Origin of the sequence: Flavobacterium franklandianum (genome assembly GCF_007097365.1) — a bacterium.
Taxonomy (GTDB): domain Bacteria; phylum Bacteroidota; class Bacteroidia; order Flavobacteriales; family Flavobacteriaceae; genus Flavobacterium; species Flavobacterium franklandianum.
In genome coordinates this window covers 247,685-266,236 of the sequence record NZ_VJZR01000004.1, presented here as the reverse complement: position 1 = coordinate 266,236, position 18,552 = coordinate 247,685, and the positions used below count along the sequence as shown (strand labels likewise).

At 35.4% G+C, this 18,552-nt stretch carries 16 protein-coding genes and 1 tRNA gene; 6 read left to right on the top strand and 11 right to left on the bottom strand.

Translation table 11 applies throughout. From position 1 onward, the window contains the following. Positions 1-10: 10 nt before the first annotated feature. Complete coding sequence (locus tag FNW17_RS07400) at positions 11-1,036, top strand: PorP/SprF family type IX secretion system membrane protein (protein ID WP_143390210.1); 1,026 nt, start codon at positions 11-13, stop codon at positions 1,034-1,036. Between the two features lie 123 nt (positions 1,037-1,159). Here the strand turns inward: FNW17_RS07400 and FNW17_RS07395 are convergent, their stop codons facing one another. The 7 genes from FNW17_RS07395 to FNW17_RS07365 form a co-directional block, all read right to left on the bottom strand. Continuing rightward, positions 1,160-2,833: a BamA/TamA family outer membrane protein gene (locus FNW17_RS07395; RefSeq protein WP_235893257.1), complete on the bottom strand. Its 1,674-nt coding sequence runs from the start codon at positions 2,831-2,833 to the stop codon at positions 1,160-1,162. Positions 2,834-3,113: 280 nt separating this feature from the next. Next, entirely contained in the window at positions 3,114-3,644 is a 531-nt protein-coding gene (locus tag FNW17_RS07390) for a mechanosensitive ion channel family protein (RefSeq protein WP_143390212.1), read from the bottom strand. 10 nt (positions 3,645-3,654) lie between these two features. Further along, positions 3,655-4,239: a Maf-like protein gene (locus FNW17_RS07385; protein WP_143390213.1), complete on the bottom strand. Its 585-nt coding sequence runs from the start codon at positions 4,237-4,239 to the stop codon at positions 3,655-3,657. Further along, positions 4,232-5,158, bottom strand: coding sequence for a geranylgeranylglycerol-phosphate geranylgeranyltransferase (locus FNW17_RS07380; RefSeq protein WP_144071306.1), 927 nt, complete (start codon positions 5,156-5,158; stop codon positions 4,232-4,234). Before FNW17_RS07380 ends, FNW17_RS07385 begins: the two co-directional genes overlap by 8 nt. 176 nt (positions 5,159-5,334) lie before the next feature. Further along, a complete protein-coding gene (locus FNW17_RS07375) occupies positions 5,335-6,048 on the bottom strand; it encodes a tRNA threonylcarbamoyladenosine dehydratase (protein WP_144071305.1) in 714 nt (237 codons plus the stop codon). 55 nt (positions 6,049-6,103) lie between these two features. After that, positions 6,104-6,769 (bottom strand): TatD family hydrolase, encoded by a 666-nt coding sequence (locus FNW17_RS07370; protein WP_144071304.1) that lies wholly within the window; start codon positions 6,767-6,769, stop codon positions 6,104-6,106. Then, positions 6,769-7,371 carry a DUF1684 domain-containing protein gene (locus FNW17_RS07365; RefSeq protein WP_144071303.1) on the bottom strand — a complete coding sequence of 201 codons (603 nt, stop codon included), beginning with the start codon at positions 7,369-7,371 and terminating at the stop codon, positions 6,769-6,771. The genes FNW17_RS07370 and FNW17_RS07365 overlap by 1 nt, the downstream gene beginning before the upstream one ends. Before the next feature lie 365 nt (positions 7,372-7,736). Between FNW17_RS07365 and FNW17_RS07360 the strand changes: the two genes are divergently transcribed. The 5 genes from FNW17_RS07360 (at position 7,737) to FNW17_RS07340 (ending at position 11,725) form a co-directional block, all read left to right on the top strand. Continuing rightward, positions 7,737-8,954: an MDR family MFS transporter gene (locus FNW17_RS07360; RefSeq protein WP_144071335.1), complete on the top strand. Its 1,218-nt coding sequence runs from the start codon at positions 7,737-7,739 to the stop codon at positions 8,952-8,954. Between the two features lie 122 nt (positions 8,955-9,076). Beyond that, positions 9,077-9,433, top strand: a complete 357-nt coding sequence (locus FNW17_RS07355; protein WP_144071302.1) for a BlaI/MecI/CopY family transcriptional regulator — start codon at positions 9,077-9,079, stop codon at positions 9,431-9,433. A gap of 4 nt (positions 9,434-9,437) precedes the next feature. Continuing rightward, positions 9,438-11,327 (top strand): M56 family metallopeptidase, encoded by a 1,890-nt coding sequence (locus FNW17_RS07350; RefSeq protein WP_144071301.1) that lies wholly within the window; start codon positions 9,438-9,440, stop codon positions 11,325-11,327. Positions 11,328-11,401: 74 nt separating this feature from the next. Continuing rightward, on the top strand, positions 11,402-11,542 hold the full coding sequence (locus FNW17_RS07345) for an SsrA-binding protein (protein WP_144071300.1): 141 nt from the start codon (positions 11,402-11,404) through the stop codon (positions 11,540-11,542). A gap of 109 nt (positions 11,543-11,651) precedes the next feature. Continuing rightward, a tRNA-Arg gene (locus FNW17_RS07340) sits at positions 11,652-11,725 on the top strand. 695 nt (positions 11,726-12,420) lie between these two features. On the opposite strand, the gene FNW17_RS07330 is transcribed toward FNW17_RS07340, so the two are convergent. From FNW17_RS07330 to FNW17_RS07315, 4 genes are all read right to left on the bottom strand, one after another. Beyond that, positions 12,421-12,837 carry an acyltransferase family protein gene (locus FNW17_RS07330; RefSeq protein ID WP_218043862.1) on the bottom strand — a complete coding sequence of 139 codons (417 nt, stop codon included), beginning with the start codon at positions 12,835-12,837 and terminating at the stop codon, positions 12,421-12,423. Further along, positions 12,809-14,878 (bottom strand): glycoside hydrolase family protein, encoded by a 2,070-nt coding sequence (locus FNW17_RS07325; RefSeq protein WP_218043861.1) that lies wholly within the window; start codon positions 14,876-14,878, stop codon positions 12,809-12,811. The genes FNW17_RS07330 and FNW17_RS07325 overlap by 29 nt, the downstream gene beginning before the upstream one ends. Continuing rightward, a complete protein-coding gene (locus FNW17_RS07320) occupies positions 14,878-15,990 on the bottom strand; it encodes an acyltransferase family protein (protein WP_144071299.1) in 1,113 nt (370 codons plus the stop codon). Before FNW17_RS07320 ends, FNW17_RS07325 begins: the two co-directional genes overlap by 1 nt. Positions 15,991-16,119: 129 nt before the next feature. Further along, the gene (locus FNW17_RS07315) at positions 16,120-18,417 is read right to left on the bottom strand and encodes a GH92 family glycosyl hydrolase (RefSeq protein WP_144071298.1); all 2,298 of its coding nucleotides are present in this window, start codon (positions 18,415-18,417) and stop codon (positions 16,120-16,122) included. Between the last annotated feature and the right edge of the window lie 135 nt (positions 18,418-18,552).

Here is an 18,552-nt window from a genome sequence, read left to right as displayed (position 1 = left end):
AAACTAAATAATGAAACTAAAACTTGTTTTATACATACTATTAACCACCTTATCAATTGCTGAGGTTAAAGCGCAAGACCCCATATTTACGCAATATTTTTTGGTTCCTGAATCTTTAAATCCTGCCTTTACGGGAACTTTGGTCACAGGATACACAGGGCTAATCCACCGATCACAATGGCCTAATGAAAATAGAAGAATTGACACCGAATATGCTTTTGTCAATAGTCCCATTGGTCGTGAAAGAGAAATGGGTTTGGGTTTAACGATTTTAAATCAAAGAGAAGTTTTTACCAAATACAACTACACTCAAATCAACGGCGTGTATTCGTATAATGTCAATTTGAATGATGAATGGCGATTCCGATTGGGCATAGAAGCGGGTTATGGACACAAAAATTTCAACTTTAGCAATCTTTTATTGGAAGATCAAATTAATCCCAATGACGGCTCAATTAATGGCGAAACTACCGATCCGGGAGTTTTGAACGCTAACGACAAAATTGGTTTTTTTGACTTTTCATCGGGTATATTATTATACAGTGACAAAGCTTGGTTTGGTGCTTCTTTGAAACACCTGAACAAACCCAATATTGCCTTTACGGATTATGCAGCCGTTCCGTTGGAATTATTTTTAAGTGTTCACAGCGGCTATTCCTTGAGCTTGGATGACAGTCCAATGTCCTTTTTTCCAGAGGAAACCAATGTGTTAGTGACAGCCAATTATATCCGTCAAGCTCAATACAATCGCTTGGATTTTGGCACCGCTTTAGAGTTAAAACCTTTTATCGTTGGAATCCTCGCAGCGACTAATCCGGAAGAAAAAAGCAACAATAGTCATTTATTAACTTCCCTCAATCTTTTTGGATCCATCCAGTTGGATCGCTTTGTTTTTGGTTATTCCTATGACATCAATACTTCAAAAATGGGCAATACCCAAGGTGTTCACGAAATTTCGCTTACTTGGCAAATAGGTCGCGAATGCGAAAGCTGTAATAATTATTTGGTGAAACATCCTTGGGGAAGGAATTATTAACCAGATTCAATTCTAATTGATTATTGATATACATTTTTGCTTGACTTGACAAAAAATTTAGGATTGATAGATGCTCATTTTATAAATCTGTTAAATAATTTCAATTTCTAAAATTGTAAAACCTTATTTATAAATCACGGTTCTTGGTTTGTCTAATCCAAAATCTTGAAACCCAAAATCAGAAGTTTCAAAAGAATTTGTTTTTAAAACATTATTGCCATTGCTTGGAATTGTAGGATAATATGCTAGCGAAATCTGGAAAGTACGAAACACCAAATAATCATTTGTGATTTGGAATCCAATACCAATTTTTGAAAAAACTTGATTATCTCGCAAGCTAGTTTTTTCATTTCCAAGCATGGCGATGGTGTAATTAAAATATGGATTTAATCGAAAACCAAAAACTTTCCAAGGGGAATAAGTTTGCGTTTGAAAAGTCAATATCATTTTTTGATTGCCATAAATAGCACTTTTGAAACCTTTAATACCATTATTTTCGTTGATGGTGAGTTGGTCTCCAATAGAATTCTGTCTGTTAATCCCAATAGTCAATTGTGGTTTAATGAACTGTCGTACTTTCCATTTTCCAATATCAATCAAATTGGTAAAATAATTGGCCTGGAAAGAAAATGCTGTCTGATTGGTAACCAATTTGTTAAAGAATGTTCCCAGTTCAAAGTTGAGACTTAAAAATCCCCATTTAAAATAATTTCCAAAAGATGCTTGTCCACCCAAATAAAAACGTTGATTATTATTTTTAGATTGATACCCCGCTGTTATTCCATATATTTTTCCAATGGGAACATCCTCGATAATTCCGTTCTTAAAAACATACCTATCTTCAACGTATTTCCTAGTTGAAATCCCAATTCCGGAAAGAAAAAATTGTTCTGACGAATAAAAATCGATGGGATCATAGGCGATAGTTGGGCTTTCTATATAGTTGACATTAAAAAACCTGCCCGAGACAATTAAGTTTGTAATCCTACTATTTTCGGTACTATCTTTAGAAATTCTAAAAGCATAACCACCCCAAAATTCCTGCGAATTGTATTTGAAACGTTGCTTGGCATACACTAAATTAGAGTCTGTGAGAGTATCACTTCTAAATTGTTGATTCAAATTTATTCCTCCAGCCCACTTTGCAAAAGGCGAATAAAAAGGACGATCGATGGTTATGGATTTTCCATAATTATCATCCAAATCCTTATTATAAAGTACTGCCGTTTTAATGAAGGTGTTTTTGATATTTGGGATAATATATTCTAGATTAGAGGCATTATTACCATCATCATATCTTTTTTGATATTGACTGTTTAGTGTATGACCTAAACCAAAAAAATTTCGCTCATTCAATTGAATTTTCCCCTTTGAATTCGAGAACGAAGCCTTTGGAAGAAAACTCCAAGTATCTAAAACTCGAATATAAATATCAACTGAATCTCCATTTTTAGTAATTAATTGGGGTGTAATGACAACTCTGTTAATATAACTTTGTGTTCTTATCAAACGAACCGATTCTTTTACTAATAAGGAATCAAAAGGTTTGTTTTCTCGAATAAGCAATACATTTTGTATGGCTAATTTTTTGGTTTTTATGTGAATGGAATTTCCGTTTTTTTCGACCCAATTTCGAGGTTTTTTGGTTGAATCAATCTCGGAATAACCAAAAGGGTCCAGTGTTATAATATTGATATTTCGAATAATCTTACCCTCAAAGGCTTGATAATTTTGCCTAACAACTTTTTTTCTAAGTATTTGTTTGGGATTGATGGGTTTAAAAACCAACTTGTGCACAAACTTAGTGAATTTGTGTTTTTTTGAATAGTTTTGTATGTTCTTGTATACTTCTAAACTATCTTTTTGGGCAACTTTTTCTTGAGAAAAAGACAGTTGAAAGCAAAAAATTATAAAAATTAGGCAATTCGTTTTTTGTATTTGAAGCATTCAAAAAGATTAATAGGAGCTGTTTAAAATTAATAAATAAGCAAATTGGTGGAACAAGTAAATATTAGATTCATATACTTCCAAAGTGCTGTATTATTCTTTGAAATTCTTATATGATTAACACTAAAAACTAATCCGTAAACTCTTTTTCTTCATCAGGATGTTTTAAAATTGTTATTCCTATTTGCAACATTAAATTATTAGGATAGACCATAATTTCACCTTTTGGGGTTTTCAAATACACGTGAAATGCGCCAATGTCTTCGATTTCGGCTTCGATGGGAAAATCTTTGTCATGAATGAAAATATAATCCCCAATTTTATACGGAAATGAAAAGAACAAGATAATTCCTGAAGTGATATTACTCAAAATCGACCATTGTGCAAACATTGCTACTCCAACAACCGTTGCAATAGAAGAAAATACTATAAAAATATCTTTTGTCTGAACTCCCCAAATTATAATTAAACCTATCACTGCAATTATATTCATCAGCAAATGAATGTATTTGAGTACTAATCGGGTTCGTTTTTCTATAGTTTGACTTCTTTTGGCAAAACTCCTTATCAATTTTGAAACGATTAGACGCGACAAAATAACCAAGATTAATAAAATTCCAGTTGCAATTAATTCTTTTGTAAAATCATTTAGGTAGTCCATAACTCTATTTTTATGCTAAATTACTCAAATATTCATAAACTTTATCCGTAGGCATTCCCATTACATTCGCATACGAACCTTCAATTTTTGAAACGCCCACAAAACCAATCCATTCCTGAATGCCATAAGCTCCCGCTTTGTCGAAGGGTTTGTAGTTTTCTATGTAATAGTGAATAGCTTCATCACTCAATTCATTAAAAGTTACTTTGGTCACTTCAAACATTATAGTTGAATCTACATTGGTTTTAAAACAAACCGAGGTAATTACTTCGTGAGTCGCATTCGATAATGATTTTAGAATATCAAAGGCATCTTGTGCATCTTTTGGTTTACCCAAAGCTATATTTTCGTGCCAAACAATCGTATCGCTGGTAATCAGGATTTCGTTGTCGTTCAATTCTCCTTCGAAAGCGCTGGCTTTGAGTACTGCCAAATAATTGGTGATTTCTTCGGCTTTTAGTTCTGGTGGAAAAATTTCTTCGATTTCTTTCAATCGAATTTCAAAATCGAGGTCTAAATCTTTGAAGAATTGCTGACGTCTTGGCGAACCCGAAGCCAAAATCAGTTTGTATTTTTGTAATTTATTTTTAAGCATTGTATTTAATGTTTAGGCTGATAACCACAATTGAAAGGATTCCGAAAAACAGAATCCATTTTAGAACGGTACTCAAATGATGAAAATCTTGTGTTGTTGTTGCTAACCAAATTTTTACTATAAAGTATAGTAACGGAGCCAATATAAAAACCAATCCGTAAAGCGTTCCAAAAAGCAATTCCGACGAAAATAAGTTGGTATTAATATAATTCAGGATTAAAATTACTGGAATAAAACTCAATACAAAAACCAATTTTGCTGTTCTATTTATGCCCAAAACAATGGGCAAAGTACTCATTTCTTGAATCGAATCGCCTTCAACATCTTGTAAATCTTTAACAATTTCTCGGATGAAATTAATGATGAAAGCAAAGATTGCATAATCCAAAAGAATACCAAAAAGCAATCCCATAACAGGTCGATTTTCTTCATTGGTTAGAGGAAATAAATCGAAAATACCAATGATAATCACGCTAAACGCAAGCAATAATGCCACAATAAAATTGCCTATGAGCAAGCTTTGTTTCAAACTCGTGGCATAAAAATAAAGCGTAGCAGCAATGACTATAAAAATGGATGCAAAACTGGGTTTGCCAATTACATTCGACAAATAAAAGCCCATCGCCACACCAATTACGGTAAAACCAATATACAGATTATATGCCTTGGTTTCAGAAATAAACTTGCTAACAACCACATTTTCGGGTTTATTTTCCGTGTCGGTTTCCACATCAAATATATTATTGATAATGTAACCCCCAGCTGCAATACACGCCGTTGCCAAAACCAATAATATATATTGCCAATCGGCCAAAGCCAACGGAATATTTTGCAATTCGAGAAAACCATACCTAAAAATAAGCTGCATCAAGGCCAGCATTAACAGGTTTTGGTAACGGATGAGTTTTAGGTAATTCATTTTAGATTTTAGATTGCAGATTTTTTAATTTCTTTTTAGATTCCTTCCTAGAAGCTCAGCTCAGTATTTTTTTGCCACAGATTCACAGATTAAAAAAGATTCTTAAAATCTGTGAATCAGTGGCTATTATTTCCCAACTACCACTGGCAATTTGCCTCGAGTTATTTATTAGGAAACTACTTTTTAAGTAAATAGCGAATCACAGTTTCAGCAGCATACAATCCAAATAATCCTGGCATATAGCTGTTAGTTCCGTAAAAAGATTTCTTGAAATTAGAACCATCGGTCATTTTTAAACTGGAATCATCTTGAATTTCCGACGAAAAAACGACTTTCAATTTATCAATTTTAAATTCTTTCAATCGACGACGAACGGTTTTTGCCAAGAAACAATTCATTGTGTTATTAATATCGGCGACCTTCACTTTTGATGCTTCCATCTTTCCTCCTGCTCCCATCGAAGAAATAATTTTGACTCTTTTTCGCTTGGCGCCAATGATTAAATTCAATTTAGGAGTGATGCTGTCAATGCAATCCAAAACATAATCATATTCGGCTGAAACAATTTCGAAAGCTCGTTCTGGCGATAAAAATTCTTTAATTTTAGTCAATTTCAATTCGGGATTTATATCCATCAATCGATCGCCAACAATAGTTACTTTGGGTTGCCCTACTGTGGAATGCAAAGCTGGCAATTGTCGATTAATATTAGTTATATCTACAATATCACCATCCACAATAGTCATTGTTCCGACTCCGGCTCTTGCCAAAAATTCGGCTGCAAAGGAACCAACTCCACCCAATCCTACTACCAAAACATTGGCGTTTCTTAAATTATCCAATCCTTCTGCTTTAAATAAGAGCTCCGCTCTTTCTGTCCATTCTGCCATAATTTATTGTTTCAAGTTTAATGTTTAAAGTTCCTGAAAATCAAAAATCGTTAATCTACAATCTAAAATCAAAAACTTGATTATAATTTCTATTTACAATTTCTTGTAATTCGTTTAATCCTAATTCTTTATATTTCGCCGCCAAGGCGTAAACATCCTGAATTCCTTCCTCGACCATATCGGTTTCTAATAAGAATCTATCGTTTGGAATACTTTTAAAAACGGATTCTAATTCGGTCCCGACGCTTCGGGATCGCAACAAGTTTTTACCAAACGAAAGATAAAATCCATTGTCAATCAATTGTTTGGCGAGTTCTACTTTCTTTGAAAATCCGTGAACTAGCATTGGAACGCTAACCTTCAATCTTTTCTTGATTTCGATAAGTTCCTGAAAAGAGGCAACACAATGAATCACAACTGGTTTTTGATATTTTTCGGCTAGAGCCAATTGCCTTTCAAAAACGGATAGCTGCAATTCAAACGGAGTTTCGCTTCTTTTATCTAATCCGCATTCGCCAAGAGCCAAACATTCGGGCAAAGCCAATTTTTCGTCCAAAATTTTAAAATCGCTTTCCAATCGGTTTTCGTCAATATATAATGGATGAATTCCGATGGAATAAAACGGAATCGAGGCATCAAATTCCTGTGGATATTGATTGACCAATTCCAACACCTCGGGTTGATTGGTGAATTGATGCGTATGTAGATTAAAGTATTTCATTAGTCATGGAATTTTTTAACACCTGCCTTAATTTCTATGTTCAAATCGTTTTCTAATGGTACTTTAGGGCAGGAATATTTATGATTATAAGCACATAGAGGATTGTATGACGTATTGAAATCAATAACTATTGTGTCTCCTTTTGGGGTTTTCATATCGATATATTTTCCGCCAATATAACTTTCCTTTCCGCAAGTTAAATCGGAAAAAGGCAAGAACAAATAGTCTTTATATTCCTCTTTTTTGGATAATTCAATGTTTTGGTAAATGTTCAATTGTAATGATTTTCCATCCATTTCAAAATGCGCTTCACCGAATTTTACATACATTGGTTTTCTTTCGGTCGAAGTTTTCATTTCGAACGGTTTTTCGTTCTCGGTTCTAACAAATATTGCAGTAACAAAAAACTTTTCGCTTATAGGATAAAAACCCAAGCTTTTGAATGTTGCCAAATCTTCTACTGTCAATGGACTTGTTTTGGCATCGGCATATTCGGAATTTAACTCTTTTTGAAATTTTTCGGCAGCCGCCACATCAAATTTTTCTTGGGCAAAACCAAAATTGAATAGTGTTAAAAATACAAAAGGTAGAATCGTTCTCATCGTATAAATTTTAGCAAAAATAGTTTAAAAGTTAGAAAGCCACAACGTTTATATTTTAGAGAAAATACTATTCCAAGGCATTTCATTTAAAAAAAGTTAGCCACGAATTTACTGCTTGTGGGCGGAACTTGTCAAGCTGTATTTTTTGCCACAGATTACGACAGATTAAAAAAAATTAGCCACGAATTGCACAAATTCACACAAATTACATTCTGTTAATTTTTAAAAAGCAAAATGAATTTCATTTTGAAAGTTATAAAATTAGTACTAATTCTTGAAATTCGTGGTTGAAAATTTTAAATGCGAATGTCTTGTGGAAAAAGCTCCTGAAAATCTTTGTAGCTTTGCCAACAAGAAATTTCCCAATGCTTAGAACAGGACTCCGCAGTTACATCAATAATTTTAGAGGCTTCCGGCGTGAAGTTTGGATTCTGGCGCTCATCACTTTTATCAATCGTGCGGGAACGATGGTTTTGCCTTTTTTATCCCGATATTTAAAGGAAAATCTGCATTTTACCTACGGTCAAGTGGGATGGATTATGGTTGCTTTTGGATTAGGTTCAATGCTTGGTTCGTGGCTTGGCGGCAAATTGACCGATAAAATTGGGTTTTATAAAATAATGGTTTTCAGTCTTTTTACGAGTGGAATTCTATTTTTTATTCTGCAATACATCACTAGTTTTTGGGGTTTGTGTTTGGGAATGTTTGGGATTATGACCATTGCCGATATGTTTCGACCGGCAATGTTTGTGTCATTGAGTGTGTATGCCAAACCCGAAAACAGAGTTCGTGCCCTGTCGTTGGTGCGTTTGTCGGTAAATCTTGGTTTTGCTGCTGGTCCCACTTTGGGCGGTTTAATTATTTTAGGAATGGGCTATCAAGGTTTGTTTTGGGTTGATGGTAGTTCTTGTATCATTGCCATTCTGATTTTTGCTTTGACAGTCAAAGAGAAAAAAAGAATTCCTCTAGCGATAGGCGAAATACCAACGCTAATCAACCGAAAGTCCATTTATAAAGACAAACCATTCTGGTTGTTATTGTTTATTATTTTTATCATTGCGATGGTGTTTTTTCAAATTTTCACCACTCTTCCTTTGTATCATAACGAAAAATTTGGCTTGACCGAGTTTCAAACCGGAATGCTCCTTTCCCTGAACGGACTTTTAGTTTTCTTATTAGAAATGCCTATTGTAAGCCGAATAGAAAGAAAAAAAATCAATAAAATTAAAATCATTGGTTATGGTGCTTTGTGCGTTGCATTAGGATATTATATTTTACTACTCGATTCTTGGGTGTTTATCTTATTAATAAGTATTGTTTTACTATCTCTTGGAGAAATTTTTGCTTTCCCTTTGACAAATGCTGTTGCACTGAACCGAGCTCCAAAAGGGCAAGAAGGACAATATATGGGACTATTTACGATGAGTTTTAGCCTAGCTCACATTGCTTGTTCAAAAACTGGATTGGATATTATTGCACATTTTGGGTATCAAATCAATTGGGTTGTTATGGGAACTTTAGGAATGTTGGCGGCAATTAGCTGCCTTTGGCTGAATCGAATGTTGCGAACTGAAAATAATTAAGCATCTCAAAACCAAATCATTCCACTTAAAACTTAAAATATAGTTAAATAACTATAAAAACAGTTTGATAACTATAAATATAGTTGTACGTTTGTTTCAAGAAAGATAAAAACGATACAATTATGCAAAAACTCACCAACAAAGAAGAGGAAATTATGCAAATTTTATGGAAGCTAGAAAAAGCTTTTGTAAAAGAAGTTCTAGCTGAAATTACTGAAGAACAACCTCATTACAACACACTTTCGACGATTATCAGAAACTTGGAAGAAAAAGGTTTTGTGTCGCACAATGCTTTTGGCAACACCCACCAATACTTCCCTATCGTAAAAATGGAAGACTACAGAAAGCGGTTTATGAACACAGCTATCGATACGTATTTTGATAGTTCTTATAAAAATATGGTATCGTTTTTTGCCAAAGAAGAAAAGATTTCAGCCGAGGAATTACGTGAGATTTTAGAGATGATCGAAAATAAATAATCGTATGGAAACGCTATTTATATACCTCTTCAAATCTAGTGGATTAATAGGCCTATTTTATTTGTCCTATCATATTTTGTTGCGAAAAGAAACTTTTTTCAACAGCAATCGTTGGTTTTTATTGGCGGGATTAATCACATCGGTAGAATTGCCGTTGGTTGTTTTTACAAAAATAGTTTGGGTTGATCCAAGTCCTACAACTATTGATTGGTCGAATATTCCGATGACAACTCCCGTCGAAAATGAAGCGTTTGAAATCAATTGGTATCTTGTTTTAGCTATTGTTTATTCAATTGGAATTCTGGCATTCTTAGTGAAATTCGCTTTTGATTTTTTCAGTCTTTCTATGATTCTCAAAGGAAAAACCATCCAGCATCAAGCCGATTTCAAGTTTATTGACGTCTCCGAAAATGTTTCTCCTTTTTCCTATTTCAATTCTATTGTGTATAATTCATCACTATACAGCGAGACGGAATTGGAAAATATTTTGGAACACGAAAAAGTGCATAGCGCTCAAAATCATACCATTGACGTTTTGATTTCAAGGCTGTTTTGTGTCGTTTTTTGGTTCAATCCGATAGTGTGGTTGTACAAAAATGCCATTGCTCAAAATCTAGAATTCATCGCCGACAGTGAAGCTTCTAAAACCATATCCGACAAAAAAGCCTATCAATTGACGCTTTTAAAAATAACAACACAGGAAAATTGTGTTGCCATTACCAATCATTTTTATCAATCATTAATCAAAAAACGAATCGTTATGTTAAACAAAAATCAATCAAACAAAAGGAATTCTTGGAAGTATGCTTTAATACTTCCAATATTAGGTGCATTTGTGTTCTTCTTTCAGGTGAAAGTCGTTGCGCAAGAAAAAGAACCAGAACTTACAACTATTGATCATGTAAAATCAATTGAAAATGCGGTAGATGTTTACAAAATAAACAAGAATACCACCGATGCTGAATTAAAAGAAAAAACTAAGGCTTTAAAAGAGAATTACGCAATTATTGCTACTTTTTCTAGTATGGAAAGAAATTCAGAAAACGAATTGATTGCCATCAAAGTGAATTTAAAAAAAGGCAAAGATATTTCAAAGAAAATGGCAACCAAAGGAACAGAAGCCATAAAAACATTTGGAATTATAGTTTCTAAAAATATAAACGGAGAACTATCCGCCGATTTCGGAACAGATGATAGAGCGGTTATCAACCAAAAAAGTGTCTTGATTTCACCTAATGCACCTTTAGTATTCACTGAAAAAGAAATTTTTATCGATGGAGCCAAAGTGAGTCAGGAGGATTTAGATAAATTAGATCCAAATGAAATTGAAAGCATCGATGTTAACAAAAAATCAGATATAGGAACTATTAGAGTTGTCACTAAGAAATTCTCTAAAACCATCAATGAAAATGATATTTACATTAATGACGAAAAAGTTGATAAAAACGAACTCTTACTTCTAGATCAGAATACTATTCAGAAAATGGATGTAAATAAAACTGGAAAAACAATAAGAATTACTACCAAAACAATCCATCAATCAGCGGATAATATTGATATTCCTTCGCCACCAACACCTCCAACACCACCTGCATTTACCTTAAAAAACCCAAAACCTCCCGTTTTTCCAAAGGCTCCAAAAGCTCCAAAAGGAGATCCAATAAATGGAGACAAAAAAGCGTGGAAAGAGTTCGAAATCAAAATGGAGGATTTCAATAAAAAAATGGAAGCTTTAGAACCACAAATGAAAGAATTTGATAAACAAATGGAGGAATTTGATAAACAAATGGAACCTTTTAATACCGCAATGGAGGCTTTTGAAAAAAAAATGAAAACCTACGAGTTGCAAATGGAAGAATACGAAACTAAAATGAAAGCGCAAATAGGAAAATAATTTTTCAACTATTACCCTAAAGACGGTCCTTAATCAAGACCGTCTTTTTTTATATCTTTGAAAAAAAAACAGATATGTTCAAAATTCTAGCCAAAATAAACAAGCTTATTCTGCCGAGTTTCACTAAAAGCGGACTGGATTTGTCCAAAACCAAGAAATGGCAAATGGCTATCATTGGTTATAGATATTATGTAACTACAAGAGCATTAGATTGATGAATCCAGATTCTTGATTTGAGAATTTTGATTTAAAAAAAAATCAATATAATTTCATATTTAGGTTTGCAAGATTGCAAAAAATACCTATATTTGCACTCACAAAAATGGCCACGTGGCGCAACTGAATAGCGCACTTGATTACGGCTCAAGAGGTTGCTGGTTTGAATCCAGCCGCGGTCACTAGACGGGACAAAGAAGAAATTTTCTTCCTTGTCCCGTTCTTATTTAATCCTATATCCCAGTTTATTAGATAGATAATACCACTATTTAATTGACTCAAACGGTTTGGAAATCAACACCGTCCGCTTCGACACACATCCAACGCCAAACAGCGTTTAGAACAAGCACACGAAGTAATGGGAATATCCAATATGTGGTCACAGGCTATATTCAAAACGTCCGTTAAGAAGGACATCGAAGCAAAGTTAACCTCTCTTTTGATAAGTGGTATCAGACATTTTCGCGCACATTCTGCATTCAATCTGTGCTTTGATTTTTATCTTAATATTAAGATACACTAACATTAAATTAAGCTCTAAAGACAAGCACTACTCCTGCCGGTATTTTTAAAAATCATACACCATGATAAAGACGGTAAAGAAATTACCGTTACCAATAAAAGAAGCATTGAAACGAGTAGAGTTTCAGACAATCCTTTCACAATGACAAAACTTTTGAAAATTTTGATATGTAACAACAAGTCTATTGGTAAAACCTCTTCGCAAAGTTCAAAAAAACGAACTGATGAGAATCAACCTAAACTTTAAAATAGTGGAAACAAATTTATTTCAATCCATTGTAGCCTTGCAGGTAGCAGGGAACTGAAAAATAAACATAGCCAAATAAACCGCAAGTAGACAATACTTTACTTTTCACTACTTCAGCTTTTTTCTCAACCAAGCTCTTACCGGTTCATCATATAACTTCAAACTTGCATAAGCCAAAACTATGGCTCCTGAAAATGTGAGCAGCGCATACGGCCAAGCCTGAGATAATGTAATACCCTTGTGATTGCTAACCCATGCCACATAAAAATAGTCCAACACATAATGAGTTATATAAAGTGGATAGGAAATGTTGCCGAGGAATTTACAAATTTTATTTTCCGTTTGGTTATGCACCACACCGCTGGCACCGATATATACAATTAGCTGAAACACAATGATAATGCAAAAAACTTCATACAAGCCATTCATCCATAGATGTTCTGAACTACCTATTCTTGGTATAAACAACACCGCAGCTTTGTCACAAATTACTATATTAATTTTTGAGAGCCGAGATTCTAACATTTTTGATCCCAGTTTTTTCAGACCTAAGCAATAGCTTTTCAACTTTCAGGTTTGGCCGGAACACAATCATGGTACGCTGACCTGCAATTTCTGTATCGATCAGTGACCCACCAAATTTATCTACATACTTGACAATCATGCGAACCTTGAAAGGTTTATCTGTACCTGCCATATTATCAATTGCATAATTGCGTGCAGCATTTGTAGACCCGCCCTCCCGCAAGGATTTCTCTGCACCCGAAAAATTTCTGGTCTGCCCGTTACCGTATTGAGCTTTTTTGACGCTGGGACTGATTTGTACTTCACAGGCCTGATCTTCAGCATTCGCACCCAATAAAAGCGCAGCCATTTTTCCGTTTAGATCAGTTCCTGGCTCCACATCAAAGGTTAGCAAAAAAGAAGAAGAAGACCCTGTTGCAAAAGTGGAAGTCTCTTTAATTTCTATCGACAATGATCTTTCTTTTTGTGTCGCAGGTATGATTTCTTCCATCCATTTGGTTCCAATCCTTCCCTCAGGAGACTGAATCATTTCATGGATCGTCAATGCTCCACCCCAACCAGCCATCGGAATCCAGCCCGCCAGTAAGAAACGGCCGTCGTTTATCTCCGTTACCGCTGGCACGTTCATTCCATTGTAAAAGTCTAAACCTGCTTTAACACCATCTACGAATTTGTCTTCAGAGGCACTTGCCAGTTTTGACCAAAAACCGGTAAAACCACCAATCACGTAATCGTAATTCCCCCAGCGGAAGAAGAATGTACAGTCTCCACCCGGCGGAAATGCCTCATTTACAGATTTCCAGCCCCCATCAATGGATTTAGATTCCCAGGTTCCTTTCGCTCCATAGTTGGCCAACATCCGTAAGTGTCCTTCGGGATTGGTATAAACACTTGGGTTTTCACATGGATGAAACAGAATCTTAGTTTTCTTAAACTTGCTGATGCCATCTTCACTGATCGAATAAGTGGATCCGGCAGGATAGCCGGGAATGGTATCATATCGGAAGGAGCCTGTAACGCCATGTTTATTGTAATAATCCCATTGTAAAGGTAACATGGTTTGTTCCTTCGGATAAATTCTTGTCGTATGCAGTCCGTAGCTGAGACAAAGTTTGTTGTCAAAAAGAAAGGGTGTGCCAGTTCCGAATGTTTCCCACTGTTCCTCAATGGGGGTTGCGGCATCATGTTCGGTCCATGTTTTGAAGTCAATTGTTGACAGGTGCTCGAAATAATGTGCCCCTTTTCCAAATTTGCTCTCATGACCCCTGCGGTCAAATAAATAAAAAATATGATAACGTCCCTGATGATAGAAGGTAGCTACATCGCCAACCCATGTATTATGTCCAGCAGGGGTCCAATACTGTATCTCAGGGGATATGCGGGGTGTTTCCAATACTACTTTTTGTGGTTCGATTCCCGGGAAGAAGATTTCAGCTTTAGAAACCAGGGAAGAATCTATTTCCCATGTATTTTGTTTGCCCCATTTAGGGTAGCCCAGGGCAAAATCATTGTCAAGTAGCTCGTTGTCTACATATAAAGTCCATCGAACACCCGAAAAATGAAGAACGACCTCATGCACTCCTTCAGGTTTTTCCAGCATCCCCAGAGGAATGCCTACTGGCATGTCCTTGCCCTGCGGCTCGGCAGGAAAATAAAGCCGCAAAGTAGCTTCCAGTACAGGAACAGAACCATCGGGCATTGGATAAGCCGGATAATTTTGATACTTCCGATCCTTCGCATTGTGTTGAAACGACTTCACACTTAGTATTCCTGGGATGTTGAGTATGGACCTGGCAGACTTTTGGGTTTTGAAATTAACTTTTAGTTTGATCGTAAAACTGCTGCTGTCCGAAGCCCCACTAAACGTAGCTTTTTGATTTTCCGGTGAAAGTGTACTAAGCGCAGGCATTTCCGCAAACTTCCACGGTGATGCGCCTAACAGCAGGTGCGTAGCCTGTCGTTTTTCAGCGCATCCTGTAAATAACATGATGCTGACGATGGTCACAAGTGACAGGGTATAATTGACTATTTTACTTTTCACTACTTCAGCTTTTTTCTCAACCAAGCTCTTACCGGTTCATCGTATAACTTCAAACTTGCATTAGCCAAAACTATGGCTCCTGAAAATGTGAGCAGCGCATACGGCCAAGCCTGAGATAATGTAATACCCTTGTGATTGCTTACCCATGCCACATAAAAATAGACCAATACATAATGAGTTATATAAAGTGGATAGGAAATATTGCCGAGGAATTTACAAATTTTATTTTCCCTTTGGTTATGCACCACACCGCTGGCACCGATATATACAATTAGTGGAAACACAATGATAATGCAAAAAGCTTCATACAAACCATTCATCCAAAGATGTTCTGCACTGCCTATTCTTGGCATAAACAACACTGCAGCAACCAGCAGGCTACACCATAAAAAAGCATTTTTTATATAGGTTGGCCGTGCAACCCGCAATAAAAGCAAACCAGCAAAAAATGGAAATATTGTACGCGTTATCCCCACGCGCATATGTAAAGCATTCAGTGTCCAGCCACCAGCCACATCGCCGTTAGGGTTTGTAACAGCAAAATGCAAAAGTACTGCACCTGCCAATACTACAAAACAAGCTAATGCTTTATTAGATAATTTCCTTATTCCCAGCGCATAAAGAATATTGGCGATGTACTCGAAAAATAATGACCAACCAACACTATTGAGCGGGTGCATTTCTTCCCATCCACGTATATCCAAAGAAAGTGGTATGGGCAAAATTGTATAACCTATCAGCATTACCACAATCAGCTTCCATAAAGGAACCATATGAATAAGCGGCCATATGGTTGAGTCAGTAAAGTAAAAACCGATGGCGCCAAGCGTCATGCCCAATACAACCAATGGTTGCAACCGCTCGAACCGGCGCCTAAGAAAACTGCCTATGGTTAATTTGTTCCATCTGTCATCGTACGCATAACCAATTACATAACCGGATATAAGGAAGAAAAAATCAACAGCCAGGTAACCATGGTTTACAACATTGTCAAAGCGGCTGATGGCAAGTGGCTCAGCAAGATGAAAGAACACCACGATAATAGCTGCTAAACCCCGAAGTCCATCTAAAATTTGATAATGCGGCTTTGTGTAAAGTGTATTATTGTCCATTAATTTAATTCATTATATACAGGTCTTTCTGTTTTTAATTTTCTTCGTACTCTGTATTACGTTGAAAGAAATAGGTCTTTATGTAACCAAAATTTTAGATTGATAAAATGATAAAAAATATAATTTTTTTTATTTTTCGGTTGAAAGAGAATATGGAAAATCTTTTTTTGCAGTTCCTCTATTTTTATTTGGCGTGTTGCTCATTTCAAAATCAATTGTTGCTCCTTTTAATAATTCTGAATGGCTTAACCAGTTATTGGCATCCGCTTTTCCGTTGAATTTCATACTTTTAATGTATTTATTTGCAGCATTATTTTGAGGTGCATTAATAGAAACTTCTTTTCCGTTTTGCAATTTTATTTTAACAGTTTTAAATAAAGGCGTACCAATAACGTACTGATCACTAGCAGGAGTTACGGGATAAAACCCAATAGCAGAGAATACATACCAAGCCGAAGTTTGACCGTTATCCTCGTCTCCACAATAACCATCAGGAGTTGGTTTGTACATTCTGTTCATGGTTTCTCTTACCCAATATTGCGTTTTCCAAGGTTCTCCAGCATAATCGTACAAATACGTCATGTGCTGAATTGGCTGATTTCCATGCGCATATTGTCCCATATTGGCAATTTGCATTTCTCTAATTTCGTGAATCACACTCCCGTAATAACTTTCGTCAAAAACAGGCGCTAACGAAAATACTTTATCCAACTGACTTACAAAAACATCTTTTCCTCCCATCAAATCAATTAAACCCTGCATATCATGAAAAACCGACCAGGAATAATGCCAGCTGTTTCCTTCTGTAAATGCATCACCCCATTTAAAAGGACTAAAAGGAGTTTGAAATTTACCGTCTTTATTTTTTCCTCTCATCAAGTTGTTTTCAGAATCAAACAAATTCTTATAATTCAAACTGCGTTTCTTATACAGATCAGTTTCTGATTTTGGCTTATTTAATGCCAATCCTAATTTATAAATAGCGAAATCGTCGTATGCATACTCTAATGTTCTGGCAGCATTTTCGTTGATTCCTGCATCATAAGGAACATATCCTAAAGAATTATAATAATCAACGCCCAAACGCCCAACTGCTCTTAAAGGACCTTGATTATTCGCTCCGTGAATCAAGGCTTTATATAAATTTTCAATTTCAGGATTCTTTTTGGTTTCGCTTTTTAAATACGCTTCTGCGACAACCGATGCCGAATTATTCCCCACCATAACATCTCTTAAACCAGGACTTGCCCATTCCGGCAACCAGCCGCTTTCATTATAAGCATTTGACAAACCTTCCTGCATTTGCTGATTTAATTCAGGATACATTAAATTTAAAAAAGGAAACAAAGCTCTGAAAGTATCCCAAAAGCCTGTATCTGTAAACATATATCCGGGCAAAACTTTTCCGTTATAAGGACTATAGTGAACTACTTTTCCTTTAGCATCAAACTCATAAAATTTTCTTGGAAAAAGAAGCGAACGGTATAAACTGGAGTAAAAAGTAGTGAATTGCTCTGCTGTTCCTCCCCCTACTTTAATACGGCTTAATTCAGTGTTCCATACGTTTTTACCTTTTTCTTTTATTTGGTCAAAATCATTTTTACCAAGTTCGTTCAAGTTTCTTTCGGCTTGTTCATAACTGATAAATGATGAAGCTACTTTTGCATTTACCTTTTCTCCTTTTACAGTTTTAAAACCAATTATAGCACCAGAATGATCTGCTTGAGTTTCTATTGCATCTAAAAGTTTATCGCCATCAAAAGTTTTGGTTACTGTAAAACTTTTATCAAAAACAATCACAAAATAATTCTTGAAATTATCAGGAACGCCACCACTATTTTTAGTGGTATAACCAATGATTTTATTTTCAGATGGGATGATTTTTACATACGAACCTTTGTCAAAAGCATCAATAACCACATAAGCATCATCTGTTTGTGGGAACGTAAATCTAAATCTTGCGGCTCTTTCTGTTGGCGCAATTTCAGTCGTTACATCATGATCTGCCAGATAAACGCTGTAATAATAAGGCGTTACGGTTTCTGATTTATGCGAAAACCAACTTTCTCTTTCGTCTTCCTTAAAACGCAATTTACCTGTAACCGGCATAATTGAAAATTGTCCGTAATCATTCATCCACGGCGATGGCTGGTGTGTTTGTTTGAATCCTTTTATTTTTTTTGCGCTATAAGTATAAGCCCAGCCGTCTCCCATTTTTCCCGTTTGCGGTGTCCAGAAATTCATAGCCCAGGGCATGGCTATGGCTGGATATGTATTTCCGTTAGAAAGTGTATGATCAGAATCACTACCAATTAAAGGATTTACCCAATCGATAGGTTTTTCAACATTGTTTATAATACCTTCTTGTGCAGTTGTGCATTGAAAGACAAAAAAGAGAGCAACTGATTTAATAAAGAAATTTTTCATGTGCATGATTACTGTTTTACTGAAGATTTAGACACTTTTACGCCTCACGAAAAGAGTCTTGGATATTAATAATAAAAGGGTTTATTTTGAATTAGTCAGAATTTTTAATATATATTTAAGCATCTATATAAATAG

Bases quoted from the DNA above. Each gene is read 5' to 3' on its own strand.
- FNW17_RS07400 (WP_143390210.1), top strand. From the start codon at position 11: ATGAAACTAAAACTTGTTTTATACATACTATTAACCACCTTATCAATT.
- FNW17_RS07390 (WP_143390212.1), bottom strand. From the start codon at position 3,644: ATGGACTACCTAAATGATTTTACAAAAGAATTAATTGCAACTGGAATT.
- FNW17_RS07385 (WP_143390213.1), bottom strand. From the start codon at position 4,239: ATGCTTAAAAATAAATTACAAAAATACAAACTGATTTTGGCTTCGGGT.
- FNW17_RS07380 (WP_144071306.1), bottom strand. From the start codon at position 5,158: ATGAATTACCTAAAACTCATCCGTTACCAAAACCTGTTAATGCTGGCC.
- FNW17_RS07375 (WP_144071305.1), bottom strand. From the start codon at position 6,048: ATGGCAGAATGGACAGAAAGAGCGGAGCTCTTATTTAAAGCAGAAGGA.
- FNW17_RS07370 (WP_144071304.1), bottom strand. From the start codon at position 6,769: ATGAAATACTTTAATCTACATACGCATCAATTCACCAATCAACCCGAG.
- FNW17_RS07365 (WP_144071303.1), bottom strand. From the start codon at position 7,371: ATGAGAACGATTCTACCTTTTGTATTTTTAACACTATTCAATTTTGGT.
- FNW17_RS07360 (WP_144071335.1), top strand. From the start codon at position 7,737: ATGCTTAGAACAGGACTCCGCAGTTACATCAATAATTTTAGAGGCTTC.
- FNW17_RS07355 (WP_144071302.1), top strand. From the start codon at position 9,077: ATGCAAAAACTCACCAACAAAGAAGAGGAAATTATGCAAATTTTATGG.
- FNW17_RS07350 (WP_144071301.1), top strand. From the start codon at position 9,438: ATGGAAACGCTATTTATATACCTCTTCAAATCTAGTGGATTAATAGGC.
- FNW17_RS07345 (WP_144071300.1), top strand. From the start codon at position 11,402: ATGTTCAAAATTCTAGCCAAAATAAACAAGCTTATTCTGCCGAGTTTC.
- FNW17_RS07330 (WP_218043862.1), bottom strand. From the start codon at position 12,837: ATGTTAGAATCTCGGCTCTCAAAAATTAATATAGTAATTTGTGACAAA.
- FNW17_RS07320 (WP_144071299.1), bottom strand. From the start codon at position 15,990: ATGGACAATAATACACTTTACACAAAGCCGCATTATCAAATTTTAGAT.
- FNW17_RS07315 (WP_144071298.1), bottom strand. From the start codon at position 18,417: ATGAAAAATTTCTTTATTAAATCAGTTGCTCTCTTTTTTGTCTTTCAA.